12 protein-coding genes and 1 pseudogene are annotated in these 25,347 nt (G+C 56.5%); 2 read left to right on the top strand and 11 right to left on the bottom strand.

The window, feature by feature from the left end; translation table 11 throughout:
• Window positions 1-122 precede the first annotated feature (122 nt).
• Window positions 123-434, top strand: a complete 312-nt coding sequence (locus tag FPT15_RS18830; protein WP_145163590.1) for a DUF6124 family protein — start codon at window positions 123-125, stop codon at window positions 432-434.
• 67 nt (window positions 435-501) lie between these two features.
• On the opposite strand, the gene FPT15_RS18825 is transcribed toward FPT15_RS18830, so the two are convergent.
• The 4 genes from FPT15_RS18825 to FPT15_RS18810 all read right to left on the bottom strand — a co-directional run bounded on the left by FPT15_RS18825 (window position 502) and on the right by FPT15_RS18810 (window position 2,329).
• The gene (locus tag FPT15_RS18825; protein ID WP_145163588.1) at window positions 502-747 is read right to left on the bottom strand and encodes a hypothetical protein; all 246 of its coding nucleotides are present in this window, start codon (window positions 745-747) and stop codon (window positions 502-504) included.
• Between the two features lie 179 nt (window positions 748-926).
• Entirely contained in the window at window positions 927-1,229 is a 303-nt protein-coding gene (locus FPT15_RS18820) for a hypothetical protein (protein WP_145163586.1), read from the bottom strand.
• 159 nt (window positions 1,230-1,388) lie between these two features.
• Entirely contained in the window at window positions 1,389-1,808 is a 420-nt protein-coding gene (locus FPT15_RS18815; protein WP_145163584.1) for a hypothetical protein, read from the bottom strand.
• 140 nt (window positions 1,809-1,948) lie between these two features.
• Window positions 1,949-2,329, bottom strand: a complete 381-nt coding sequence (locus tag FPT15_RS18810; protein ID WP_119735448.1) for a hypothetical protein — start codon at window positions 2,327-2,329, stop codon at window positions 1,949-1,951.
• A gap of 211 nt (window positions 2,330-2,540) precedes the next feature.
• Here FPT15_RS18810 and FPT15_RS18805 point away from each other — a divergent pair, with 211 nt between their 5' ends.
• The gene (locus tag FPT15_RS18805; protein WP_145163582.1) at window positions 2,541-2,834 is read left to right on the top strand and encodes a DUF6124 family protein; all 294 of its coding nucleotides are present in this window, start codon (window positions 2,541-2,543) and stop codon (window positions 2,832-2,834) included.
• A gap of 171 nt (window positions 2,835-3,005) precedes the next feature.
• Here the strand turns inward: FPT15_RS18805 and FPT15_RS18800 are convergent, their stop codons facing one another.
• From FPT15_RS18800 to FPT15_RS18760, 7 genes and pseudogenes are all read right to left on the bottom strand, one after another.
• The gene (locus FPT15_RS18800) at window positions 3,006-3,392 is read right to left on the bottom strand and encodes a DUF5376 family protein (RefSeq protein ID WP_178119718.1); all 387 of its coding nucleotides are present in this window, start codon (window positions 3,390-3,392) and stop codon (window positions 3,006-3,008) included.
• A 9-nt stretch (window positions 3,393-3,401) separates the two neighbouring features.
• Window positions 3,402-3,548, bottom strand: a pseudogene (locus FPT15_RS18795) (hypothetical protein); the annotation flags it as partial.
• Window positions 3,549-4,048: 500 nt separating this feature from the next.
• Window positions 4,049-4,651 (bottom strand): hypothetical protein, encoded by a 603-nt coding sequence (locus FPT15_RS18790; RefSeq protein WP_256676493.1) that lies wholly within the window; start codon window positions 4,649-4,651, stop codon window positions 4,049-4,051.
• 361 nt (window positions 4,652-5,012) lie between these two features.
• Complete coding sequence (locus FPT15_RS18780) at window positions 5,013-5,396, bottom strand: hypothetical protein (protein WP_145163578.1); 384 nt, start codon at window positions 5,394-5,396, stop codon at window positions 5,013-5,015.
• An 874-nt stretch (window positions 5,397-6,270) separates the two neighbouring features.
• Window positions 6,271-6,468 (bottom strand): hypothetical protein, encoded by a 198-nt coding sequence (locus FPT15_RS18770; RefSeq protein ID WP_145163576.1) that lies wholly within the window; start codon window positions 6,466-6,468, stop codon window positions 6,271-6,273.
• A gap of 1 nt (window position 6,469) precedes the next feature.
• Window positions 6,470-23,383: a hemagglutinin repeat-containing protein gene (locus FPT15_RS18765; protein WP_145163574.1), complete on the bottom strand. Its 16,914-nt coding sequence runs from the start codon at window positions 23,381-23,383 to the stop codon at window positions 6,470-6,472.
• A 33-nt stretch (window positions 23,384-23,416) separates the two neighbouring features.
• Window positions 23,417-25,138: a ShlB/FhaC/HecB family hemolysin secretion/activation protein gene (locus FPT15_RS18760; RefSeq protein ID WP_145163572.1), complete on the bottom strand. Its 1,722-nt coding sequence runs from the start codon at window positions 25,136-25,138 to the stop codon at window positions 23,417-23,419.
• Between the last annotated feature and the right edge of the window lie 209 nt (window positions 25,139-25,347).

The following is a 25,347-nucleotide window of genomic DNA, read 5'->3' as shown; positions in this document are numbered from 1 at the left end:
TGCGCAGGGCGTCTTCGGGCGCGCCGGGTTCCTGTTCTGACCGGTCGACTAACCTGCGTACAGCCGCCACCCTCGTTTAGTCGCGAAGAGTTTCGGCTCCTTGATCAGACAGGTACTAAACAATGAAAAAAGTCGTCCCCGATCCACCCCGCAACGCCACCAAAGACCGCGCCGCCTTCAATCGCGCCATCGACCATTACCTGCCCACACAAGGTGTTCAAATCGAAGACCTGAGCTTCGAAGACGCCCTGCTCTACACCTCAAGCTTGCTCGACAGCGCTTCGGCCACGACACTCAATTGCAGTGAGCTGCTGCCTAATCCCGAGCGGGCGAAGATTCTCGCGGTGTGGCATTTGCTGGAAATGGCCAAGACCACCGTGGACCGCTCTATCGAGTGCCTGAACCCCGCAAAAACGCCTGCCGGAATACGGTAAAGACTGTGGGAGCTGGCTTGCCGGCTCCCACAATGAGTCCACACCGAACGGCTCTCCCAAACAGCCACTAGGATTTAAACCGATCAGGTAAATATTCCTGCCTCTCCATCTCTCTCACGACATCCGTCACCCCGGAAAGAAAGTAAGAAAGCTCTTGCTTCGATTCACACACGGTCATGTCGGCAATCTGGGAATCGGTGTAGTGCTCCATCACAACTCTCATGCAGTCGGCAAACACCATCAGTTCGCCCTCCGACACTCTCAAATCAAACAGCGTGACGCTGGCAATGCACTTTTTGCTCAAAATATCCATAAACACCACTTAGATGCATAGCAGAAAAGGAACAAATTTATTTGGTCGAACACAATCGAAAAATCAAATAAATCTGTCCCCTTTTTTTCCCGCCTGAATAACCGAGCAAAGCCAAATAGATAACCTCGCCCTTTATCGTCCGCTTTCACGGATATTTTTGATATAAGACTTTTTATCAATCAAACGTTGAACTTGGTTTTAACTTCTCCACCACGCGTATAAGTCATCACAAATGAATTCCAATTTTCACCACGTCGGGTGGCGCACCCCCTCAATTCCTTCACCAAACGATAGAGGATTGCGCCATTGTAATCCGTTTCTGCATCCGTCACCCGGACCCCTTCCTTCTCGACAGTAAGAACAGTTTCTATATACCCCACGCTTACTGCTACCTCATAACAAAAAGAGTCGTAGCCCTCCACGATGCCAGCATCTAGCAACTCAAAAATCTGCTTCACCAACTGTAGGTCTTGAGTAGCCACTGTATAACCTCTGGAATCTTATGGGCCTCATTTTCAAAGGAAACTTTTTCGGCCTATCCATTTATCAAAATAGGGGACAGATTTATTTATTCGAATTCAATCGAAAAATTAAATTAATCTGCCCCCCTTTTCTTGCCTCCGACTTCGGCGCCTCCCCACTCAGCCGACAGTCAAGTCAATATATACACTTTTAACTGCCGCAAAATCACCATCATCACTAATGTCCGGAATATAGAACCCCATCCCAAGCGCATCGACTTCAACCCCAAAATCATCTGAAGAAAAAACGACGCCCTGGTGAGCCAAATATTTTTTCAACTCAGCATAACTTTCACCTAAAAGTCTTTTTCCACGCCAGAAAAAGTTTACCGGAGAAAACAGCTCCACGCCCTTTACAAGATCAGCATCGTCATAATAAATGTGCACAGCATGATGATCAAAGGCGTCCAGCGTATTTGACGACAAAAACGTTTTCTTGAACGCTCTAAACTCTTCACCTAAGCAAGAGCGAACCTCTGCTCTCGGCATACCAACGCTTAGGGGGCCAATTGAACCCGCCGTCAAATAATCAAAAACCATACATCATCACCTTTTCTTGAAATCATCTGGATTCAATGACAAAAGGGGGACAGATTTATTTATTCGAACATAATCTAAAAATTAAATAAGTCTGTCCCCTTTTCTCTAAAAATAAATCTGTCCCCTTTTCTTGCTTATGCTCAGGACAGCTCCAGTAGTGCATGTTTAGATGACTCAATGACGTAAGCCCATTCAGGCTTCGTCAAATACTCAGCATCGGAAAGCGCTGTACCATACTTTTCAAATATTACGTCCAAGCTACGCACAACCTCAGAAATAGCGAGCGCTTCACTCTCCCCCCTAAATATCAATCCGACCCACGAGTCGGCATCAGTCGCCAGATCAGTGTCATCATACAAAAAGTGCACAACATAATTAAATTCATCATAAGCTAAAACCGGGTCTGCTCTTGCAACCCAAGCGTTGTATTGATACTCAGCGCTCGACAGCCCCTGCAAGTAAGAGATCAACTCATCTCTCATCGCGGGAAATTTTAATTCGGAGAGTTCCAACTTTTCCACTTTTTATACTCACTTAATGGAATATGAACTTGTTCTGCGTTTTCTTTGATCGATCCGGTCACTGGCTTTCCATAGAATAGGGGTCAGACCACCATTCACATGTTTCAAAGAGCAATTTTGATTACCTTTACAAAACCGTGGTCTGACCCCTATTTCTCTCTACGTTTAGTCGCGAAATGTGTCGGCTCCTTGATCACCCAGGAGCTGCAAAATGAAAAAAGTCGTCCCCGATCCACCCCGCAACGCCACTAAAGACCGCGCCGCCTTCAACCGCGCCATCGACCATTACCTGCCAGCCCAAGGCGTTCAAATCGAAGACCTGAGCTTCGAAGACGCCCTGCTCTACACTTCCAGCTTGCTCGACAGCGCTTCGGCCACAACACTCAATTGCAGTGAGCTACTGCCCAGCCCCGAGCGGGCGAAGATTCTGGCGGTGTGGCATTTGCTGGAAATGGCCAAGACCACCGTAGACTGCTCCATCGAGTGCCTGAACCCCACCAAATAAGAAATAGAATAGGGGTCAGACCACCATTCACATGTTTCAAAGAGCAATTTTGATTACCATAGAATAGGGGTCAGACCACCATTCACATGTTTCAAAGAGCAATTTTGATTACCTTTACAAAACCGTGGTCTGACCCCGTTTTCCTGTCAACTCCAACTGCCAAATGGCAGTTTAGATTTCAACCTCCTGAATTATTCCCACCGCTGGTTTCAGTTTAATAAAGTCCAACCACTCTAATAGTGCTATTTCAAATGAGTCGATAGCAATTAGCTCGAAGTAACTTTCATCATGGAGCGAATAGATTTTTATATGTTCTTTAGTCAATTCAGCCCCCCAGGCATCGCGACTCCAGTCTACAAAATCAACCTTATCCTCCTTAACTAATCTTGTTCTATCCAGTCCCTCATCCAACCACGGCACAGTGTCTAAAAATAATTGCCCGCCATCATCAGTTAAGAGGCACGCTAACGGGCTAACGCCATCTCTGTTGACCATGTTTGAATTACAAACCGGCGACAGAGCTCCTGCTGACTCTTCCCATGAAAAATGCAATTTCATTTTATGCACCTAAAGCTTTGGATAGACGGTAGTTTTCGGACTCATATATCCCTCGACTTGGACACCGCTAGGGGTTATTTCGGTCCACTTATTTCCGACAACTGTTCTATTGTGGAAGGCTCCATCCACTTCAACTTTTATTCGATCTGCGGTCCAAGAATCGGGAAACTATTGAAAAAGGTACAGATTTATTTAAGAGAAGAAATAGAAGAAATAGGGGTCAGACCACTATTCACATGTTTCGAAGAGCAATTTTGATTACCTTTACAAAACCGTGGTCTGACCCCGTTTTCCTGACCCCGTTTTCCCGATTAAATAAATCTGTCCCCTTTTCTTTAAAATGGCCAATTTAGCCCTATTAGCTGATTGTTTGCCACGTGAGCTTAGCTTCAAACATAGACTTCAATTATTCTTTGCGATTAGGCAGTACGGCACTGACGAATAAGGCGAAAGGTGTGCAGGTTTTACTCAAGTTGATCGCCAGGAAACATATCGGAAACCGGCCGGGACGGATTGAGCTTCGCACCATAAAACGAAGGCCTTAGCCTTACTCAATACTGATACAGACGCGTTCGGCGGAAGAGCCGAGGTTAGGAAAAATGGACACCCGAAAAAAATCAAGTAAGTGACACTCAAATCCATCCCCTTTTCCGGTCCTAGTAGAGCATACGAGAAAAGTGATAGCTCACTTGATCATTCCTCAACAACTGATCACTCGCAAAGTCAAAACTATCAGACTTCACCAACACCTGACGTAAAGGCTCCGGAATATCATCAATGCCACCGAATATTGTAGGAACCAAATACCTGAAATAGTCACCCATTACAGTCTGCCCTTCATAGCCAATAGGATAGTCCACACCGACATCATCGCCCTCTACGCCATGATAGACATAAAAGCCTTTATTGACTGATAGATTTGCCTCTGCAAAGGACTTTGATTCCAACAGGTCAGACTCCAGGTACTCAACCAAACGTTCCTTCGAGAATTTTTTCTGATATCGCCAGGCAGAATAAAGGTCAACCTTAAGTTCACCGCATTTATCGGGAAAACAACTTAAGAACTCAGAAGACTCGCACCAAACAAACTCAGATAGCCTATCAAGTTGAGCATCTACATTTTCGAGCCTTAACAAAATTTGCGGCAGTTCTCCGTAACAATTATTCACCATTACAGCGATCCTTCCATTTTTATCTATGGCAAACCACGTAAATATTGTTCCAAATCCAGGTCGCCAACTTTCATTTAAAACAATCATTATAGATCTCCTCGAGGCCAACTTACACTGCAATTTTCACAAGGTGAAATTATCGCCCCTTCAGGAATACGATCCTTCCCCCAGACCTCTCGAGTGCGAACTGCCTCAGTAAACCTTATGCTAGCGGGATCCACCCCTTGCCTGACAAGCGAGTCTGCGGCAGATACCTCCGCGCAAGCGCCAGCCTTATTTTTACAAAAATCAGTGAACTCGCCGATCTTCACACCTAACTTATCCTCAAGATATCTTACGGTGGTTGGGAAGAAATAGGGGTCAGACCATCATTCACATGCTTCAAAGAGCAATGCTGATTACCTTTACAGAACTGTGATCTGCCCCCGTTTCGCGCTTAACTCTCGTTTCACAAGTGTTGCTTGCAGCTGACAACTGAAAATTCCCGAGCAAGCACTTCAAACCCTGTGCCTCCATAGTCTTTCAGACTATATTTAACTCCTTCAAGCTGATCAGCTGAAACGTCATCCACTTCAACTTCGCTCAAGTACAAACTCCCACACACATCAGGAACTGCTAAACGACGAACCCCTGTAAACCCTAAAACAACTTCAAACGCCGACTGCTCGGACTCATAAAGCATCTTCAGGGTAACCTTGTAAGTAACAACTGCGCGCCCCATATTTTCTCGCTGCAAGCTGAGCCCCAGCACAAGATTTAGATTATAGAAATCAAAATCTGGAATAATGGAAAGTTTCTCAATGCCCTCAAAGCTAATTTCAAGTGACCGCATATTCCCTCCTAGTAATCTGGATGCGCGCAGGCCTGGCACCTTTGACATTTTGATTTAGCTCCACCTCTCGCACATGATAGTGGGGCTTAGGATGCATGTCAGGTTGCCCAGAAAAATAGGGGACAAAACACCTTTACCAGTAAACCCAAATCAGGCTTGAGTCGAAGTCACCTACAAGTCACCAGTAAGAAATAGTAAGAAATAGGAGTCAGACACCACTCACATGTTTCAAAGAGCAATTTTGATTACCCTTACAAAACCGTGGCCTGCCCCATATTTCTACGCATCCTGTGCGTTCTTTAAACTACAACTGCCAGAATGTCAGACAGACGCCATATTCATCGAGAAGATCGTCAGCAATTTCAAACTGAAATACCTTCTCTGGAAAGGCATCTGATAACGCGCGCTTCCAATATCTAGTGATCTGTTCAGCAAATAAATGACAAAGACGATAATCTTCTTCCGACAGGCCCACTTTGAATACGGATCGGCCCGGTGCATCCTCCCACTTTGAAAAGAACTGACTTATTGGAAAAATATTTCTGTATCGTTCAACGTCTCTACGCGATGTACTTTGTTCCAACATACTAGATTCGGTCTCAACCAGCCTGTTCAAATGACCACCTTAACCCGAGAGCTAGACACATTATATAGTGCACACCCCTCAGGACCGTAGACAACAACATGCCCATTTCCAAGCTTCGTATAAGAATCGGGAGTTTGCCCTTGCAACGGATACTGAACACCGAAAAAGGGGACCGATTTATTTATTCGAAAACAATCGAAAAATCAAATAAATCTGCCCCCTTTTCTCCATGTCCCCTTTTCTCCAGCTTCATGTTATTGCTGGCCGCCCCACAACATTAAACTTTGACTATTCCTCAGACTCGCAATTTAATAAGACACACACACCATCCTCTTTTCCGACGAGACTTATTGGTTTCTTAGTCGCCCCCCCGTCAACGGAAATTTCAACCATGAGATTTTGATTTTCAAAGGTTTTCAACTCTTTAATTAGTTGAGAAATAGTTTTCCCGCGCGTAATCCAATCTGGGACTTTAGATTCATTCATATCAATCACCTATGCGCTCCATATTCACATCAAACGTTCCGGATCTTGTTTCTCTAGAGCCAAGATCCTTAACCGACTTAGCTGCTTTCCAAGCACCGCCGTTATGGCCGTCTAGATCTCTAGTAATATATCGATTACCTCGCTTAAAAACAGCCTGCCCACCGTGCACTGTTTCATTAATTTTTTTGTACCCTAAAGCTTCCGCAGCCTGCTTAGCCTCCTTATTCGTCTTATAGACAGGTTCCGCAAGGGGTCGAGGCCCCTTTGAATCTGATTCCTTCCCGCCCTTGCCTTTGCGTGCAGGCATCACCCCAAACAAAACACTGGCAAGCAGCTCGCCACCGCCGATCAGATATTTTTCATCTTGAAACGTGGGATTTAATTCATAGCCTTCTATAACTTCGGCGACCTGTTTCCCTACGAAGGCGCTTGCCTTGTCCATATTTTCTGATATTACTTGCCCCGCCGCTGTCCCCTCAACAGCTTTCATGACAATAAATTGGGCAACCCCTTTCGGGCCTTGAGCCGCAGCCATTACATAGGCGAGAGCTTCCGCACTTTCTGGGTTAGCGTTTTTATAAGCCTGTATCGCACCCAGTTTAACGATGACATCGTGAAGCTCACTAATCCCTGATGGGTTGACTTCCTGCGTTGGCAATACTAACGCCTTGGGGTCAGACGCCTGTGTACTCGATTCAATCAGTTGCTTGGCATCCTCAAGAACGCGAGGTTCGATACCGTTTAACGACGCCACGCTCCTGAGAACGCTATCAATAAACTCAGGGTCTCCCATCTTCGCCATAGCAGCTTTGGGTTTCATTCCTGAAAGTATCAGCGCTTCGAGCGTGCTTTCCGCCAGGTCTTTACCGGCCATGGCTTCTGCGCGAGCATCCATGGGGCGGCCCAACATGGTATCCACGCGATTGACCACCGCATTCAGTGCCCCTGCCGCCTTGTTAAAGTTGTCCAGGGCTGTTTTGTCGTAGTTCAGTAAACCGTCAGACCATTGCTTCAGCGTTTCTCCCGGCTTGAGTACAGCCTCAATCGAGGAACTGCTTGCATACAGATCTGTGCGCTTTTCCTCATCCTTAGTGATCTCATAAGCCTTGCTCACGTCCCGGTTCAAACCGGTCGTGGAGTCAGTGCCCGTTTCGGCATCCTTGCGTACGACAATTTCACCTGCGCCAACCGTGGCACGGACAATCTGCTCTCGTTCTTTTTCGTAATTCCAGCCTTCAACGCTCCAACCCGTTTTGCCTTCCTTACCCTTACCTGTCTGGCTACTGTCTTGTACGGTGCTGCCTTTGCTGTCATTGCTACCGGCTTTGTACGTCCCGCCCACGTTAAGGTAGTAACCGTGCTCTTTATCCTGCCCGGCGATATCGCTGAAGCCCAGCGTACCGGTGTCCAGTTTAAGGTTGCCGTTATCGGCTGCGATGACAGCACCGTCGACCTGGGTATGGTTCTCGGTACGGATATCGACTTTGTTTTTGCCGGTGATGCTGGTTTGTTCTTCAACCCAGTCGGTCTTGCCGGTGGTTTGGCCATAGCCGACCGAGCCGCTGACACCCGCTCCCGGGCCGATCGTGGCCGTAACACTGATGTCAAACTCTTTGCCGTTGACCTTGCCGGTATCGGCCACCGAGGAAACGTTGAGGTTGCCGCCGACACGGCCTACTACTTCATCACCCCGTAGGTTGGCACCGCCGATGTTGGTGTCCTTACCGCTGTTGAACCCCAGGCGGTCGCCTGCGTAGAGGTATGCCTCTTGTTGACGTTGGCCTTCTCGTTCCAAGTTGCCTTTGCCCAAACTCACACTGACATAAACGCCGATGCCATCGGAGCCAAAGGTAAGACCCGCCTCCCCGCCGCCACTGTGGCGATTGTTCTCGCTGGTGCTGTCGTTATGCGCCGAACGGATATTCAAATCCTTGCCGGCATTCAGCTCAATATCTCGTTGCGCCTTGGCCTGTGTACCAATCAGGTTGAGGTCATTACTTGCCTTGAGGTTGATATCGCGACCAGCATCAAGTTGCGTAGGCGTAGAGGTGCCCTGGGCGCTGTCGCCCGTGGCGGTGCCATAACTGCCACCGACACCGACCTTGATCCCGCCACTGGTGCCGCCATGAATGCCGCCCCAACTCTGGGTGTTGGTGGTTTCCTCACTGACGCTGCCCTTGGCGATATCAAGGGTCACGTCGCGCCCTTTGATGTTGATGTCGCGACCGGCGTCCAATTGGCTACCCTTCACCACGACGTCGTTGCCGGCGTTAAGGTTGAGATCTTTGCCGGCATTGAGTGTCGAGGACCTGTTGGTCTGCTCGACAACTTGTTGGCTGTTGCTCTGTTTGCTATTACCGAACTTGGCATCACCCGTCGGCCCGCTGACGAACTGGCTCACCGAATCTACGGCCTTCAGCGTGCTAGAGCCCTTGCTGACATTGTCCTCGCCCTTGCCCGCTCCGCTCACCGCGTCCTTGGTATTGGCGTAGTTGTGGTTGATTGAAGCACCCAGCCCATTGCTCTCTTTCTGTCGCAGTTGCTCTTGGAGCAGGCTTTCACGGGCAGCGTCGATGTTGATATTTCTCCCGGCCGTCAGGTCGATATCATTAACCGCATTGAGGTCGGAACCTCGCTGGTTAATATCGCGCTTAGCGTTGATCGCGACGTCCTGGCCTGCACTGATCTGGCTGCCCGCAGCGGTCTCGCGTTCCAGGCGATCTTTTTTCGTGGAGCCTTCGGTGCCTGCAAAAACACTGAAGCCATTGCCATTGCTGGAGATACTTGAGCCCGTCTGTTTTTTCTTCTCCCAACTGCGTTCGCTGCTGGAGTTCTGAGCGGCGACCACGTTGACGTCACGCCCGGCGTCCAGGCTGACGTTGCGCCCGGCACTGATGCCGCTGCCCACCAGGTTGATGTCACGTTCAGCCTGCAAGGTAGCATCGCGGTCAGCATTGACCTGGCTGCTTACGCTCGTGCTGCTCTGCGCTTCACGCCCGGCCTTCTTCGCCGAAGAGATCGCCACCGACGTTGGCCTCTCCACATAGCCAAATTTCTTTTTGTATTCCTCGCTGCGGCTGTACGCCGTGTCATTCGCAGAAACCAGGTTAATGTCGCCGGTGCTGTTCACCAGCCCGGCGCGCAGTTCAGTGTCGTTCTCAGCACTGATCTCACTCGCCCGCAACCGCACGTCATTACCCGCAGCCACCACCACGTCATTGCCGGCCTCCAACTCGCTGCCGACCTGGCTGGCGGTGGTTTTCAGCTGGCTCTTGCCGCTTTTCGAAAGCCCGAGGAACCCGGACTTGGTCTTCTTGCTGTAGGAACCGTGCTCCTCGACACCCGACAGCACCGCGATATCGCCCGTGGCACCCAGCAGCATGTCGCCGCCGGCTTTCAATTGGCTGCCGATCACGGTGACGTCGCGCCCGCCTTCGATGTTCATGCCGCCGTCGGCTTTTTTGCTGGCGTTGATGGTCAGGTCTTTGCCGGCTTCGACGACGGAGGCGACGTTGGTGCTGTCGTAGCTTTCACGTTGTTCGCTTTTGCTGCGACCGAACGAGCCTTTGCTCTTTTTCGAGTAGAACGAAGCGTCTTCGTCGAGTGCCGAGAGGATGCTCACATCGCGCTGTGCCTCGAGGGCGACGTTGCCGCCACCGGCAATTCGGCTGGCGGTCAGTTCCAGGTCCTTGCCGGCATTCAACGACACGTCGCCGCCGGCGGTCAGCACGCTGGAGACTTGGCTGATGTGGTCTTTGGACTGTGTGACTTTCTTGGACTTGCTGGAGGAATGCTGCTCATCGGCAGCCGAGGAAACGCTGAGGTTTTCGGTGGCCGTAATGCTCAGGTCGCGCTTGGCGTCGATGCGGCTGGCGATGGCGCTGAAGTCGCGGCCTGCCGAGACTGTCAGGTCACGGCCGGCTTCTACGCTGGCACCGTTTTGTGTCACGGTTTCGGTGCGCAGGCGGCTACCCATGTTGAAGCCATCGCGCTGCTCAACCGCATCAATATGAACATCGCGCCCGGCGGTGATGAGGGTGTCGCGCCCGCTTTGCAACACACCACCGGTGTTGGCCACGTCGCGCCCGGCATTCAGGGTCAGGTCATTCGCGGCCTCGATGCGTGACACGCTGTCGAGGTAGTCGCGACGTGTCGCTGTACCGCCACCGGTGCTGGTCACGGCGCGCTCGTTGATCACATCACCCTTGAGGGCCGTGAGCGTGACGTCGCGCCCGGCAATGATGCCACCAGACTTATTGACGATGTTGTTGCCGGCCAGCAGGTCCAGACGATTACCGGCTTCGATCACGCCGCTGTTGGTCAGGTCGTTGCCGGCTTTGGCTGAAAGGTTGTTGGTAGCGCGCAGGGTGCCGGCGTTCTCCAGGTTTTCCCCGGCGATCAGGTTCAGGTCGTTACCGGCGATCAGGGCACCGTTCGGCGCAAGACGGTTGTCGGCCTGGGCCATGTAAAGCACCGGCACCAACACTTTCTCACCGTTCACTGAATGCTCTTCGAGCCAGACGATGTCGTGCGTCAGGGCGGCAACCTGCTGCGAGGTCAACGACACGCCCACGGCCAGGTTCAGCTGTTGCTTACTGCTGATGGCGTTATCCATCAAGTACTTGAACAGTTTTTCGTCGGTGTTCTGGCCGTCGATAAAACGCTGCCCCGTACGCGCTTGCACGGCTTGCTGGATCAAGTGTTGCTCATAAAGCCCGTCGCCCAGGCGTTTGGCACTTTCATCCGGGTTGTAACCCAGGCCCGCCAGCAGGTAGTCGGAGCTCATGAACTGTTTCAGGTCGGTGAGCACCGGGTTGGTTTCGACCAGGTATTTATGCGGTTGGGACACCGGCCCGGTGGGCGTAAAGCCTTGCACACGGCTGACGGTCTGGCTGGCGACCGAGGTGGTTTGCGCGCCTGCGTCGAGTGGTTTAGCGACCACCGTGGCTACTTGCGTTGGGCGATTGCCTTGACTTTGTGTATTGGGCGTGCCGGCTACCGGCTGGATGCCTGGCATCACCGGGGTGACACCGGGAATGTTCACTGTGGGGCGCGCGAGGTCGCCGGGTGTAGTGACCTGTATGCGCGTATCGCGCTCAGTCAGCGCCAGGTTTGGCTGGTCACCAGGCCCGCTGACCTTGACCGTAGGCAGGGTCGAACCTGCGGACGGATTTTGGCTGTTGATGCCATCCCCACGGGCGATCTCACCGGTGGTGATCTGGCCAGGCGTCCAGACGCCGCCGTTGTCCACATCGGTGGCCGCAGAGACGTCAAACGCCGTGGCGCTGGCGGTGACACCACTGACCTGGCGTGCTGTCGAGCCCAATTGGCGAGTCGCGGCGCTCTGTTGATCGACTTGGGTCAAATCGAAGGTACGCGTCGTCGGTGCTGGTTGCGCGTCCTTGCGTTGCGCCAGGCCGAGGCTGGCGCCGCCCATGGTCCAGCTTTGCGGGCCCGTGTTGGCCTGTACCGCCTGGGTGCCGTCGACCGCTTGGGTACTGAGGTGGAACAGGCCGTGGGTACCGGTCGGCAGGCTGAACTCACGCAGTGTCAGCGGGTTGACTTGCTGTTTGGCAAGGTCAGGCGGCAGTTGCGCAGCGAGTTGCACCACCACCGTTGCCGGGCCGGTGCTGATAGCGGTGTCTTCGTGGCGCGCGGCGCGTTCGGTCAAGGCTGTGAACGGTGTCTCACTGCTGTTGATCAAGGTCTTGGTGGCGGTGATGTTCACCGCACCACCGGCCTGGATGATCGCCGGCGCCAGTGACGCCCCGGCGGTCGATACCAGGGTGTCGGCAACCAGTGGGAACGCCGACAACGCACCGACCGGCAAGCTTTTAGGGCCGCCCTGCGCGTTGTACGGGTCTACGACGCTGCGTTTGAAACGCCAGTAAGTACCGTTGGACGCGGTCAACCTCCAGGTACGGGTGCGCGTGCCGGAGCCGGACGTCGCACCTTTGTTGGTGAGTGTGTCCGCCGTGATATTCATGTCCGTGCCGGCAGCCAGGGTGCTGTATTCGTTGAGCACGTTGTTTGCGGCGATGTCCATTCGCCCGTTCGACTGGATAGTCGAGGCAGCCGAGGTGTTCAGCAGCTCACTTTGATAATTCTCGGTGCCGACGAAGTCGACGACAAAACTGCCACCACTGCAGTCCCAGCAAATGGTGCCGAGCGAGCCGCCACTGCCCGGGATTTCTTTGGTCTGGAACACATCCCGACGGTTAGTCAGGTTGGACACCTTCAGCGACATATCTCCGCTGGACTGGATGCTGCCGGAGACGTTCTCCAGGCGGGCGGCTTTGCTCACGCCGTCACGGCCGGCAACGTCCAGGCGCCCAAGGCTGTAGATGTCGCCGTATTGATTGGTGATCGAGTCGCTGTACATCGCCATGTCGTTGCCGCTGAACAGCAAGCCATGATCGTTGAGCAGGGTCGCGCTGGTCAGCGTTACCTTTTGCGCTGCGCCCAGGGTCCCGTAGTTGTTCAGGCCACCTGCCGCGAGGTTGAGAGTGGCCGCAGAGGTCAGGCGCCCACGGTTATTGAGCTGGCCATCAACGTTGATCACCGCATCGCCGCCGCTGGTTATCTTCGCGCTGTTACTCAGGTCCAACTGGCCCGCGTGCAGGTTGAGGGTGCCTTGGCTGGTGACTTTGCCATTGCCCGAGTAAGCGCCCGCCAAATCGAGCTTCAAGCTGCCGTCACTGGCAATCAACCCGTTATTGACCCAGCTGCCGCCCTTGCCTTCCAAGTGCGTGGAGGCCAATAGCTGCCCGGTTTCGGTCTGGGTAAAGTTATTGACATTGACGTTCAAACGCCCTGCCTGGATGACGCTGGTGTTGGTCCAGGTATCCGCGTTCAAGGTCAGGCCGCCACGGGTGACGATGGTGCCGCCGGCACCGGTGACATTGGGCAGGGAAATATCGAAATTGCCCTCACCCATGTGCAGCAATTGCCCGCCGCTGTTCTGGAAGCTGGCAGCGGCCAGGATCAGGTCCTGGTTGGCGGTTTCTACGGCGCCGTTGCGGTTATCGAACAGGCTGCCGATCTGGAATTGCGTGGCACCCGTGCGGCCCAGCGCGCGTAGCTTGCCGCCCTGGTTGTCGATGGCATTGGCCGCCACCGTCAGGGCGTTGGTGCTTTCGATCAGGCCATTCTGGTTAGTCAGTTGGCCTGTGAGGCCCAGTGCTATCTGGTCGCCGGCGATCTGCCCGTTGCTGTTGTCGAGGTTGTCACCCTGGACCCGCATCAGGCCCTTGGCATACAGCGCGCCTTGCTGGTTATTCAGGGTGGCGAGGGTCAGCAGCGCGTCACCCGACTGCGCCGCAATGTGGCCGCCCTGGTTGTCGAGCTGGCCAGCAGTGAGCAGAAGACGCTCACCCTGGATCAAACCGCCCTTGCGGCTGCTGCTCTGGTCATAACCATTACGCATCACACCGACCACGCCAGCGTCGATATCACCCTCAAGGGCAGCAAGCACACCACCACGGTTGTCGAAATTACCGGCTTTGAGCTGCACGTCACCGGTCTGGCTGATGATGTTGCCGCCCTGGTTATCGAGGTCGCCATTGACCTCGACACGCAACCCGTTTTGCCCCTGCAGCTTGCCTTGCGCGTTGCTCAGGCCGAAGGCTTTGATCTGCAGGTCGCCCTCTTGGCTGTAAATCAAACCATCGGCGTTGTTTTGCACCATAGCGCTGGCATCAATCGCCAGTGGGCCTTTGGCGGCGACCGTGCCGCCTTGGCTGTTGTTCAGGCCACCCATGGCCAGTGACAGGCGCCCTTGGCTGGCGAGTTGGCCGCCACGGTTATCCACCTCGATAGCCTGCTTGAGCACCAGCGCCCCGGTGCCGGCGATCTTGCCGTTGACGTTGCCCAGGTTACCTTGCAGGTCGAGCACCAGGTGGTCGTTGCCCATCAGCGAGCCGCCGGTGTTGATCAGGTTGCCACCTAATACGTTCAGGTTGCGCATTGCCGTGATACTGCCGGCGCTGTTGTCGAGGTTGGCCGCGCTCAGGTCCAGTGTTGAGCCGCTGTCGATCAAGCCGCCTTGGGCGTTGCTCAGCAGGCCAATCACACTCAGGGTCTGCTGCGCACCGCTGGAAATAATGCCTTTGTCACTGTTGTCCAGGCTGACCGCGCTGACACCCACGCGTCCCTGGCTGACCAGTACGCCTGCGCCGCTGTTGAGCAAGCCACCACTGAGGCGCAGGTCGAGGTCGCCGTTGCGGCTGGAGAGCGTGCCGCCAGCGCGGTTGTCCAGGCTGGCGCCGGCAATATTCAGCCCCTGCCAACCCGATATCAGGCCAGCGCGATTGACCACAGCGTCGGCATTCAGGCTCAGTACTTGTTGGCTGATGAGTGTGCCGGCGCTGTTGTCCAGGCTACGCCCGCTCAGGCTCAGGGCACTTTGGCTGGAGATCTCGCCGCCCTGGTTTTGCGCGTCGCGCAGACGCTTCAAGGTCAAAGGTCCCTTGGCGAGGATCAGGCCTTGACGGTTGTCCAGGTCACCATTGGCCAGGTCCACGGTCAGGCGCTGATCACTGATCAGCCTGCCGTCGCGCAGCGCCAATGCGCTGAGATTGAGGTCGATATCGCCCTTGGCCGACACCTCGCCACCGTCGCTGGCGTCCAGCGCCTGGGCATTCAGCACAAGGCTGCCCTGGCTGTTGATCAGGCCTTTGGCGCTGTTGTCCAGGGTCTGGGCATTGAGCGTCAAGGCGCGGGTGCCGAGCAAGCTGCCGCCCTGGTTATTGAGGTCGCCGCTGTTCACCGTCAGTGTTTGTGCGGCGTTGATCAGGCCTTGTTGCTGGTTATTCAGCAGACCGGTGCTGGTCAATTCGAGGTCGCCACGGCTGGTGAGCGTACCGCCGCTGTTATCAACAGAGGCTGCATTGGCACTCAGGCTCGCACCTGCAACCAACCCCTTGACGTTGGTGAGTACCTGGTCGATACGCAAAGCCAGGCCTTGGTTACTGAGCAGCCGGCCATGGCTGTTGTCCAGGTTGCGCGCCAGCAGGTCGAACGCCTGGCCGCTGGAGATTTCACCGCCTTGGTTGTTCACGCCATTGAGACGACTGAGCACCAGCGGCCCGTTCGCGTTGATCAGGCCTTGCTGGTTGTTCAACTGCCCGTTGTTCAGGTCCAGTGTCAGGCGTGTATTGCTGAACAGCTTGCCGCCCTGCTGGTCAAGGCCATCGACGCTGGCCGTCAGGGCCTGGGCACTGCCGATGCTGCCAGCGGCGTTGTTCAACAGGCCAGCCTTCAGGTTCAAGGTGTCGCCGCTGTTGAGGCGAGCGTTGGTATTGTCCAGCGCACCGGTAGTTACCGAGACCGCCCCTTTGCCACTGACCACACCTTTCTGGTTGTCCAGGCTGGCGCTGCGCAGCTGCAACGTACTGTCGGTCACCAACTGGCCGTCTTGGTTATCCACCGCGCCTGCCAGGTCCAGCTCCAACGCTTGAGCGCTGGAAATACGGCCTTGGCGGTTGATCAGGTTGGCGGCGTTGACATTCAGGCGCCCTTCACTGCTGAGCACGCCCTGGCTGTTATTGAGCTCGCCGTTGAGTTCCAGTTGCAAAAGTTGCTGGGCAAGCAACTTGCCGTTGCTGTTGTCCAGGTCCTGCGCCGTGAGCATCAGCCGCTGGGCATTGAGCTGGCCGTCGTTGCGGTTGAGCAGTTTCGCCACGGTCAGGCTCAAGGCTTGCCCGGCCAGCACACGACCGCTGTCGCTGTTATCCAGGGTTTGTCCGGTGAAGCCCAGGTCGCCATTCGTGGACAGCTCGCCGCCACGGTTATCGACATTGCCGACCTGCAGTTTCAGCGCTTTTTCGGCGCCTGCCAGGCCTTTGCGGTTGTCCAGGGCCGTGCCCTGCAACGCCAGCTCGGTGGTGCTGATAAGTTGACCGCCACGGTTATCGACTTGGTCAATCGTGGCCATTACCGCGGCCTTGCCCGTCACATCACCGGCACGGTTGTCGAGCCGCGCGGAAGACAGCAGCAACGCGCCGTCGGCGATCAGCGTACCGCGCTGGTTGTTGATCGCCTGGTCGGCGGCGACGTCCATTGCCCCGTGGCTGCTGAGCAGGCCATCGCTGTTGTCCAGGCTGGCGGCACGCGCGTTGATCGAGGCTGCGCTGATGGTCCCGTGGGCGTTGCCTAACGCCTCTTTCACCTGCAGCGTGAGGCCCTGATTGCTGATCAGCTTGCCGGTGGCGTTATTCAGGTTGCGAGCCGCCAGGGTGAACGCTTGTTGGCTGGAAATCTCGCCGAGCTGGCTGTTGTTTACATCCGCCAGGTTTTTGAGCATCAACAGCGGGCTATTGATCAGTCCGGCGACGTTGGTCAACTGGCCATGATTGAGGTCAAGGTCGAGCCGGGTTTTGCTGAACAGTTCGCCACCCTGCTGGTCCAGCCCGGTCACTGTGGCCGTGAGGTTGTTGTCACTGGCGATACGCCCGCTGTTGTTCAGTTGGGCGGCCGAGACGTCCAGGCGGTCGGCACTGGTGATACGGCCACTATTGTTCAAGGCGCCGGTGGTCAGCGTCAGCGCGCCGCGACTGTTGAGCAGGCCTTTGGGGCCGTTGTCGAGGCTGGCACTGGTGAGGTTGAGGCTGGCATCGGTTTCCAGAATGCCGCCTTCGTTGGCGACAGCGCCGCCGACCTCCAGCGTCAGCGCAGCGGCCGAAGACACTGCGCCGCCTGTGTTGTTGAGGTTGGTGCTGGTCAGTTGCAGCGTGCCTTCGCTGCTGATCTGGCCCTGCTGGTTGTCCAACTGCCCGTTCAGTTCGGTGCCGGGAATGGCTGCCAGCGCAATGTTCAGGGATTGCTGGCCTGAGAAGGTGCCATGGCTGTTGTCCAGCCGCGCGCCGTTGAAGTGGTTATCGCGGGCAAACACCAGCCCTTGGGCCTGGTTAATCACCTGGGCCACGGCCAGCTCCAGCGCCGTACCGGCGACCAGTTTGCCGCCGCTGTTATCCAGGCGCTGGCCCTTGAAGTCGATGCTGCTCTGGCTGGAAATTTCGCCGGCGCGGTTATCAACGGCGTCGACCGTCAGTTTCAGCGCTTTTGTAGCGCCTACCAAGCCGCCGTTGCGATTGTCCAGCGAGGTACCGCTCAAATTCAGCTCACCCAGTGCAACCAACTCACCGCCTTGTTGAGCCAGCACGCCAACAGTGGCCTGCAGGTCGTTCTGGCTGGCGATACGGCCCGCCGCGTTTTGCACGTTAGCGGCGGTCAGCCGCAGAGGCCCTACGGCACTGATCAGGCCGTTCTGGTTACGCAACTGTTGCCCGGCGTACACCAAGGCCGCCTTGCCGCTGAGCAAACCTTTCTGGTTGTCCAACTCAGCCACATTGAGTTGCAGGTCTTTTTGCGCGAGGACCACGCCGCTGCGGTTGTCGACATTAGCGCTGTGCAACGTCAGCAGGTCCTGGCCGATCAGCCGCCCTTCGCGGTTGTCCAGCTGGCCGGTGTGCAGTTCCATGGTGCCCTTGGCCAACACCCGGCCCTTGGCCTGGTTGTCCAGTAACCCGTCAACGGTTGCGTTCAGTTGACCGTTGCTGACCAGTTGCCCGCCCTGGCGGTTATCCAGGCTGGCGGCATACACATCCAACAACGTGCCGGCGCCCACTGTGCCGCCCTGGTTGTTCACTGCGCCCTTGACCTTGAGGCCCAGGCTCACATCACCAAGCACTTGCCCCTTGGTGTTGCTCAAGCTGGCTGCATCCAGCTGGGTGTGCCCTGCGCTGACGATCTCGCCCTGGTCGTTCAGCAGATCTTGCTGGACGGCCACGCGGGTGTCCAAGGTGCTGCTGACGCTGCCTTCGCGGTTATCCAGGCGCAAGGCTTCAAGCCCAACTCCAGCCGCTGAAATCAAGCCTTTGACGTTGAGCAGGGCGTGTTCGACTTTAAGGGTCAATGCCTGGTCGCTGAGCAGGTTGCCGCCGCTGTTATCCAAGGTGTCGGCGGTCAAGGTGAAGGCGTGTGTGCTCGAGACCTCACCGTTGCGGTTGTCGACGTCTTTGAGGTTCTTGAGCAGCAACATCCCCGGTGCATTGATAAAGCCATCGGCGTTGTTCAACAGCCCATGCTGCATGTCCAGAGTCAGTTCACTGTTGCTGTAAAGCTCGCCGCCACCGCGTTGGTCGAGGCTGGTCACACTGGCGTCGAGCGCCTGGCCACTGGCGATACGGCCTTCGAAACGGTTGTCGACGCTGGTCGCTTTGAGGTTGAGGCGATCGGCGCTGGTGACACGGCCTTGGTGCTGGTTGAGCAGCACACCCGTTGTGAGTTGCAATGCGCCGTCAGCGATGATGTGCCCTTGGCTGTTGTCGACACTGGCGCCGTTCACGGTCGCGGTGCCGGCGCTGAGCACTTCACCATTCTGGTTAGTGATCGCACCCTGGGTGCTCAGCACCAGCGCCCCGCCGCTGCTGATACGCCCACCGCTGTTGCCCAGGCTGGCATTGCGCAGTTGCAACCCAGCATCGCTGCGGATCACGCCTTGGGTGTTGTCGGCGTGCTCGGCCAGGTTCAGGTCAAGGTTGTACTTGGCGTAGAGATTGCCTTGAGCGCTGTTGTCCAGGTTGCCGGCTTTGAGGCTGACGTCCTGTTGCCCTGAAATCAGGCCCTTAAGCTGGTTGTTCAGCCTGTCGAGCGTCAGTTGGAGTGCGCCGTTAGCCAGCACACGACCGCCGTTACTGTTGTCCAGGTCATGCCCTGCCAACGTCAACTCGGTCACGCTGGACACTTCACCGCCACGATTGTCGACCTTACCGACGGTCACGTTCATGGCCTTGCCCGAATTGAGCAACCCGCCCTGGCGGTTATCCAACGCGTCGCCCTGGACCTGCAGTTGGCCAACCGAAGTAATGCTGCCCTCGCGGTTATCCAGTTTGCCCACACGCAGCTGCGCATCACCTTTGCTGGTGATGCGGCCTTTGGCCTGGTTGTCCAGGCTGGCGGCATTGAGCTGCACACCGTCGCCGGCCGCAAACAGCCCGTCCTGGTTGAGCACGTTGGCCGAGACCTGCACCGTCAAGGCGCCTTCGCTGGTGAGCTTGCCGGCGCTGTTATCGAGGCTGGCGGCATTCACCGTCAACACCTGCCCGGCAGCCAAGGTACCTTGGGTGTTGGTGATGGCGCCCTGGCCGGTCAAGGTCAACTGGTTGTCGCCCTGGAGACGACCCTGAGTGTTATCCAGTGCTGCCACGTTGACCGTCGTGCGCTGGCCAAGCAGTTCACCATGGCGGTTACCCAGCACGCCCTCGATGCTGAGGTTCAAGTCAGTGACAGCGCTCAATTTGCCGCCCTGGTTGTCCAGGCTGGCGCTGTTGACTTGCACGGCGGCGGCGGCAATCAGGCCGCGGGTGTTGTCCAGTGCCTGGGCGATACGCAAGACCAGGGCTTGCTCGCTGAGCAGCTTGCCGCCCGAGGTGTTCAGGGCCGTTGCCGCCAGCTCAAAGGCGTGCGCACTGGAAATTTCACCGCCCTGGTTATCCACGCTGCCGAGTTGCTTGAGCAGCAACTGCCCAGGCGCGCTGATCAAGCCACCCTGATTATTAAGGTGACCACCTTGCAGGTTCAGGCTCACATCGGCCTGGCTGGAGATATGCCCCGCGCGGCTGTTATCCAGCGCTGTCAGCGTCATCCCTAACTGCGTGCCGCTGCTTACGCGCCCGCCCTGATTACTCAACGTGCCGGTAGTGATCTGCAGCGCATCGCTGCTGGACAGCGTGGCATCATTGTTGGCCAAACCAGTGGCTTCGATAGCGAGATGCCCATCACTGACGATCGAGCCCTGCGCGTTATTCAACTGACCGCCAAGCGCCAAACCCAGCTGGCTTTTGGCAGCCAGGCTGCCCCCCGCACTGTTGTCCACTGTCTGACCCGCAATGTGCAGTTGCTGGGCGGAAATCCGACCTTTGAGTGAGTTGTCCAGGTGGGCGACAGTCAATTGCAGGTCAGCACCGGCGCTGAAGAGTCCCGCCTGGTTGAGCATGTTCCCGGCAATGCGCGCGGTCAGTGACGCGTCGCTGGTCAAGTTGCCGCGACGGTTATCCAGACTGGCGCTGTCGAGGGTCACGCTTTGCCCGGCTGCCAACGTACCGGCCTGATTGCTGATTGCACCCTGCGTGTGAAGCGCGAGCGTCGATCCAGCCTGCACCTGGCCCTGATCGTTATTCAGCGCGCCAAGCCCTAATACGAGTTGCTTGCCGAGCAACTTGCCCGCGCGGTTATCCAGTTCGGCATCGACGTGCAGGTTGAGGTCGTCTACCGCAGCGAAACGGCCGAATTGGTTGTTCAGCGTGCCGGCCTGAACCTCCAGAGTCTTGGCCGTTACCAGGCCTTTGGCGTTGTCCAGAGCACGGGCGATGCGCACACTCAACGCTTGCTCGCTGAGCAACTTGCCGGCGCCGTTGTTAAGTTGATCGGCGTTCAGGTCGAACGCCTGCACGCTGGAAATTTCACCGCCTTGGTTATCGACACTGCTCAGCTGCGTCAGCAGCAACCGCCCCGGCGAGTTGATCAAGCCTCCCTGATTGTTCAGATGGCCACGATTGAGGTTCAGGCTCAGGTCGCCCTGGCTGAAGAGCTGACCGCCGTTGCTGTTGTCCAGGCTACCCACAGTCAGCTGCGCGCCAGCGTCGGCGCTCAAACGTGCACCTTGGTTAACGAGCGCGCCGCTCACCCGAGCGTTCAGCCGATCACGGCTATGCACAAGGCCGCTCTGATCGTTGATCAAACTGGCAACGTCAATCTCCAGGCCATTGGCGGTAATAACGCCGGCGCCGTTGTTCAGGGTTTGCGCGATGCGCAGGCCCAGCGCTTGGTCACTGAGCAATTTGCCGCTGCGGTTATCCAGGCTGTTTGCGGTCAGTTGAAAACCATGCGTACTGGAAATCTCACCGCTGCGGTTATCGACGCTATTGAGGTTGTTGAACGTCAGTTGGCCGCCCGCGTTAATCAAGCCGCTGTCGCGGTTGTCGAGGTGGCCATTGCCCAGGTCCAGGTTGACGTCGTTGTTACTGTACAGGCGCCCATGATCATGCTGGTCGAGGCTGGTGACGCGGGCATTGAGAGCCTTGGCGCTGCTGATCGAACCGCCTTGGCTGTTATTGACCGGCCCTGCAACCAGATCAAGCGCGCCACCACTGATGAGTACGCCGCTCTGTTGGTTATTGAAGCTGCCGGCATTGATCTGTGCGCCAGTGCCGGATTCGATGCGGCCCTGCTGCTGGTTATCCAGCGTACCGGCAATGTTCAGCCCCAGGCTGCCCTGGCTGCTGACGACGGCTGACTGACTGTTGTTCAGTTGCCCGGCGTCGATCTGCAGGTGCTGCCCAGCGGCCAGGCGACCGGCCTGGTTATTCAGGGTCGCGCCGGCGCTCAAGCGCAGCGCTTGGCCCGAGGAGATCAGGCCAGCGACGTTGTCCAGATCATCGACATGCAAGGTGACGTCGGCCTGGCTGGAGAGTTCGCCCTTGCGGTTGATCAATTGCCCGACGTTAGCGCGCAGCCCGCGGTCGCCGGCGACCAGCCCGGCCTCAGAGTTGAGCAGTCGAGCGGCATTCAGCTCAATGCTTGCAGCACTCAGCACGCGGCCTTGTTGCTGGTTATCCAACGTTGCGGCGCTGACCTTGAGCTGGTTTTTCGCACTCAGGGTGCCGCCCTGGTTGCTCAGCGTTCCATCGACATTCAGTGAAAGGTCGCGACTGGCAATGAGGGTCTTGCCGTTGTTATTCAACTGCCCGGCGCTGATTTGGATGTCGCCCTGCGCGTTGCGTGTCTGGTCAGCGTTAACGCCAGCTTCGATGATGCCGTTGTTGGTCAACGCCCCGCCGCTTTGCAACTGCACGCGATCACGCGCAACCATGCTTTTTTGGTTGATCAGTGCGCCTTGGGTCTGCACATTCAAGGCACTGCCCGCCAAGACCGATCCCTGTGCCGCCACGCTTGCGGCCTTCACATTTACGGCGCCGGCTGCCGAGGTCTGGCCCATCACCACATTGCCCGCCGCATCAATCTGAATATCGCCGCCGGCAACCATGTCACCCGACAGCCGCACGCCCACACCGGCCTCGGTGCCGACCAGCTTGACAGCGCCCACGTACATGCCACCCAGCGCCGAGGAGTCAATCGCCAGATCCGGCGTCTGGCTGCCATCCGCCGCACGCGCCGTGGCGTTCAAAGTACGCGCATCGACGTCGTTGCGACCGGCCACGATGGTGAGTTTTTTCGCCTGGATCTGCGCGTTGATCGTGGTGGCGCGGGTGATGATTTCGAACTGGTCGACGTTGCTGGCGTTCAAGCCGGCACCTTCGATGGCGACGTTGCCTTGGTCGACCTGGTAGCGGCTGATCTGGCCGTTTTCGATCACCGCTTTACCAGTGGTCAGCGTGGCTTGTGGGGTGTTGATAAAGCCGCAACCGTTGCAGCTGATGCCGTACGGGTTGGCAACGATGACATGGGCCGACTGCCCCGCCACTTCGGTGTATCCACGCAGTTGGCTGGGGCTGCCGCCGTTGACTTCGTTGAGGATGATGTTAGCGGCAGTGCCCTGGAAATTCGGGTTGCCGACAATAATGCCGCCGAGCTGAGTGGACTGCGTACGCCCGGTGGCGTTGTTGAGAATGACCCCGTTGGCGCCAACGTTGTAGTCATGGAATTGGTTGTGCGACAGCCCGCTGCCGTTTGGCGCGGCGATGTTGACGATGGGCACGCCATTGCCCGCTTGCTCGAGCGTGGTGCCCGGCGCGCTGACCACGATGCCGTCGGCCTGGGCCAGCAGCGGCTGCCAGAACATCGCGTTGGCCAGGATTAACGCTAACCCACGTTTAGGCAGCCCCAGGAAGTGGGAGCGGCTTTTTACGGCAGCAGAAGGCTGGCGCGCGAGGAAGGCGAACTGGCGAACGTCCATGTCATGTCTCTATGCCCGAGGGCGGTTAAAAATTTAAAGGAAAAAATCCAGGCGGAAATAGATCGGCGCTTCACGTTCCGTGATCGCAGCCGGTCGTTCCAAGGAGTGAGCAAAGGTCACGCTGGCCGCGACGTTCTTGCCACGGGCAAACAGGTCCAGAGAATTGCTGCTCATGCGCCCATGCTGCTCGGCGTTGTAGCGGCCGTGGCTGATCACGCCCTGGTCGTAGCCGAGGCTGGTGCCGTATTCGCTGAACACCGGCTGCAGCCAGGCCCAAGTCATTGGGCGGCTCCAACGCAAATCGTTGCGCCAGTAGCCACCGCTGTCACCGGCGAGCATCTGGTCTTTGTAGCCGCGAATCGACGATTGCCCGCCGAGGCTCATGCGCTGTGGACTGAACAGCACGTCTTCACTGTGCTGGCCGGTCATGAAGCTGCTGAAACTGAGTGACTCGCCCCACAGCGTGAACGGGTACAAATAGCTCACCGTCGCGCTGTATTTGCGGTAGCGCGCATCGGCCTGGCCCGGTTTTGGGTGGTGGTTGGCCTGGGCGTCGAAGGCGCCGATGCCGTCCTGCATGCCCAGGTCGATGTTGAGGAACGAGCTGCCAATCCGCCGACCATGGTTGATGCCGAACTGCGCTTCGCTGAGGCGGTTGCTGCTCAGGGCGAGCTTGCTGTCTTCGATGAAGTTGTTGGTGCGCAGGTAAGCCACGCCAGTGCTCAGGGAGGTTTTGCTCAGCGCGTCACGATGAATCACACGCTCCAGGCGCAGTTGGTGGTTTTGGCTGTCGCCGGTTTGCTTGAACGTGAAGTTATTCGCCTGGGCCTGGGAGCGGTATTCGCTCTCGCTGTAGGTGTACGTGAGGTTCCACCAGCCGAACGGCAGGCTGTAATTGAGCATCGAGTTGCGCGAGGTTTTCTGGTGATCGCTGATCGCATCGTGGCCGCCGCGCAGCGACAGTTGGTCAGCCAACCCCAGCGGGTTATCCCAATCCAGACTTGCGCCCCACTGCTGCTCGCCAGTGCTGCGCTGGCCGCCGTTATGGCGCGACAAGCCGACGCGCCAAGGTTTTTGTGGGGTGTTCTTGACCAGCACATCACTGCCACCCACAGCCCTGCCCGGCGCCAGCTCCATCTGCGCCTGGTTCGACGGCAGGCGGTTGAGCTGGTCGACCATCTGTTCGATTTCGCGCAGGTTGAGCAACTCGCCGGTCTTGCCTGGGAAACTCATCGCCAACTGGCGGTCGGTGATGCCGCTGCCTTCGACGCCCTTCAAACTTTCGAGCTTGCCTTCGACTACCTGGATCTTGAGGTTGCCGCTGGAAAGGTCCTGCTGTGGCAGGTAGGCACGGCTGGTCACCAAGCCTCTGGCCAAGTAACGGTCGGTGATGACCTTGAGCACTTCATTAAGCTGCGGCACGCCCAGGCATTGGCCGATATAGGGCTTGATCAGCGCGTCACGCTCACCTTCGGGCAGCGCATCGGCGCCGGCGAGTTCAATGGTTTTGATCGGGAAGCAACGGGTATCCACGGGCGTGGTCGGCGTTGCAGGCGCGGCGGATTTGCCGGGCAAGTCTTTGAGTTCTTCGAGGCGCCGCTGCTGGTCTTCGAGCAGCCGGTCCTGGCGGTCGCGAATCAGGTCGGTGATGCCCGGGGTGGCCTGCGGGGGGGCAGCTTGCGCTAATCCGGCAACGCCCAGGCAAAAAAAAGCGGACAGCAGGCCAAGCCCTGTCCGACGTTCCAAACGCCACATTTCTAGATCCCTCTATATGGCACTGAGCCACTAATCGGCGGCGATAATAGGATGGCGAAATGCTGGCGTCAATTAAATGTACCCATTTGTATCAGTCCTGATGCATTGATTCAGTGCGTATCACAACTTAGCGGGAGGTAGCGCTGTAGCTTTTTTGATACGGATATTGCTCAACAGAATTATAAGTCCATAATGGACAAATCAGTTTA

The sequence above is a fragment of the Pseudomonas sp. RGB genome (genome assembly GCF_007713445.1).
GTDB lineage: Bacteria > Pseudomonadota > Gammaproteobacteria > Pseudomonadales > Pseudomonadaceae > Aquipseudomonas.
This window is presented reverse-complemented; position numbering and strand designations above follow the sequence as displayed.

Bases quoted from the DNA above. Each gene is read 5' to 3' on its own strand.
- FPT15_RS18780 (WP_145163578.1), bottom strand. From the start codon at position 5,396: ATGCGGTCACTTGAAATTAGCTTTGAGGGCATTGAGAAACTTTCCATT.
- FPT15_RS18760 (WP_145163572.1), bottom strand. From the start codon at position 25,138: ATGTGGCGTTTGGAACGTCGGACAGGGCTTGGCCTGCTGTCCGCTTTT.
- FPT15_RS18825 (WP_145163588.1), bottom strand. From the start codon at position 747: ATGGATATTTTGAGCAAAAAGTGCATTGCCAGCGTCACGCTGTTTGAT.
- FPT15_RS18830 (WP_145163590.1), top strand. From the start codon at position 123: ATGAAAAAAGTCGTCCCCGATCCACCCCGCAACGCCACCAAAGACCGC.
- FPT15_RS18800 (WP_178119718.1), bottom strand. From the start codon at position 3,392: ATGAAATTGCATTTTTCATGGGAAGAGTCAGCAGGAGCTCTGTCGCCG.
- FPT15_RS18790 (WP_256676493.1), bottom strand. From the start codon at position 4,651: ATGATTGTTTTAAATGAAAGTTGGCGACCTGGATTTGGAACAATATTT.
- FPT15_RS18770 (WP_145163576.1), bottom strand. From the start codon at position 6,468: ATGAATGAATCTAAAGTCCCAGATTGGATTACGCGCGGGAAAACTATT.
- FPT15_RS18765 (WP_145163574.1), bottom strand. From the start codon at position 23,383: ATGGACGTTCGCCAGTTCGCCTTCCTCGCGCGCCAGCCTTCTGCTGCC.
- FPT15_RS18805 (WP_145163582.1), top strand. From the start codon at position 2,541: ATGAAAAAAGTCGTCCCCGATCCACCCCGCAACGCCACTAAAGACCGC.
- FPT15_RS18815 (WP_145163584.1), bottom strand. From the start codon at position 1,808: ATGGTTTTTGATTATTTGACGGCGGGTTCAATTGGCCCCCTAAGCGTT.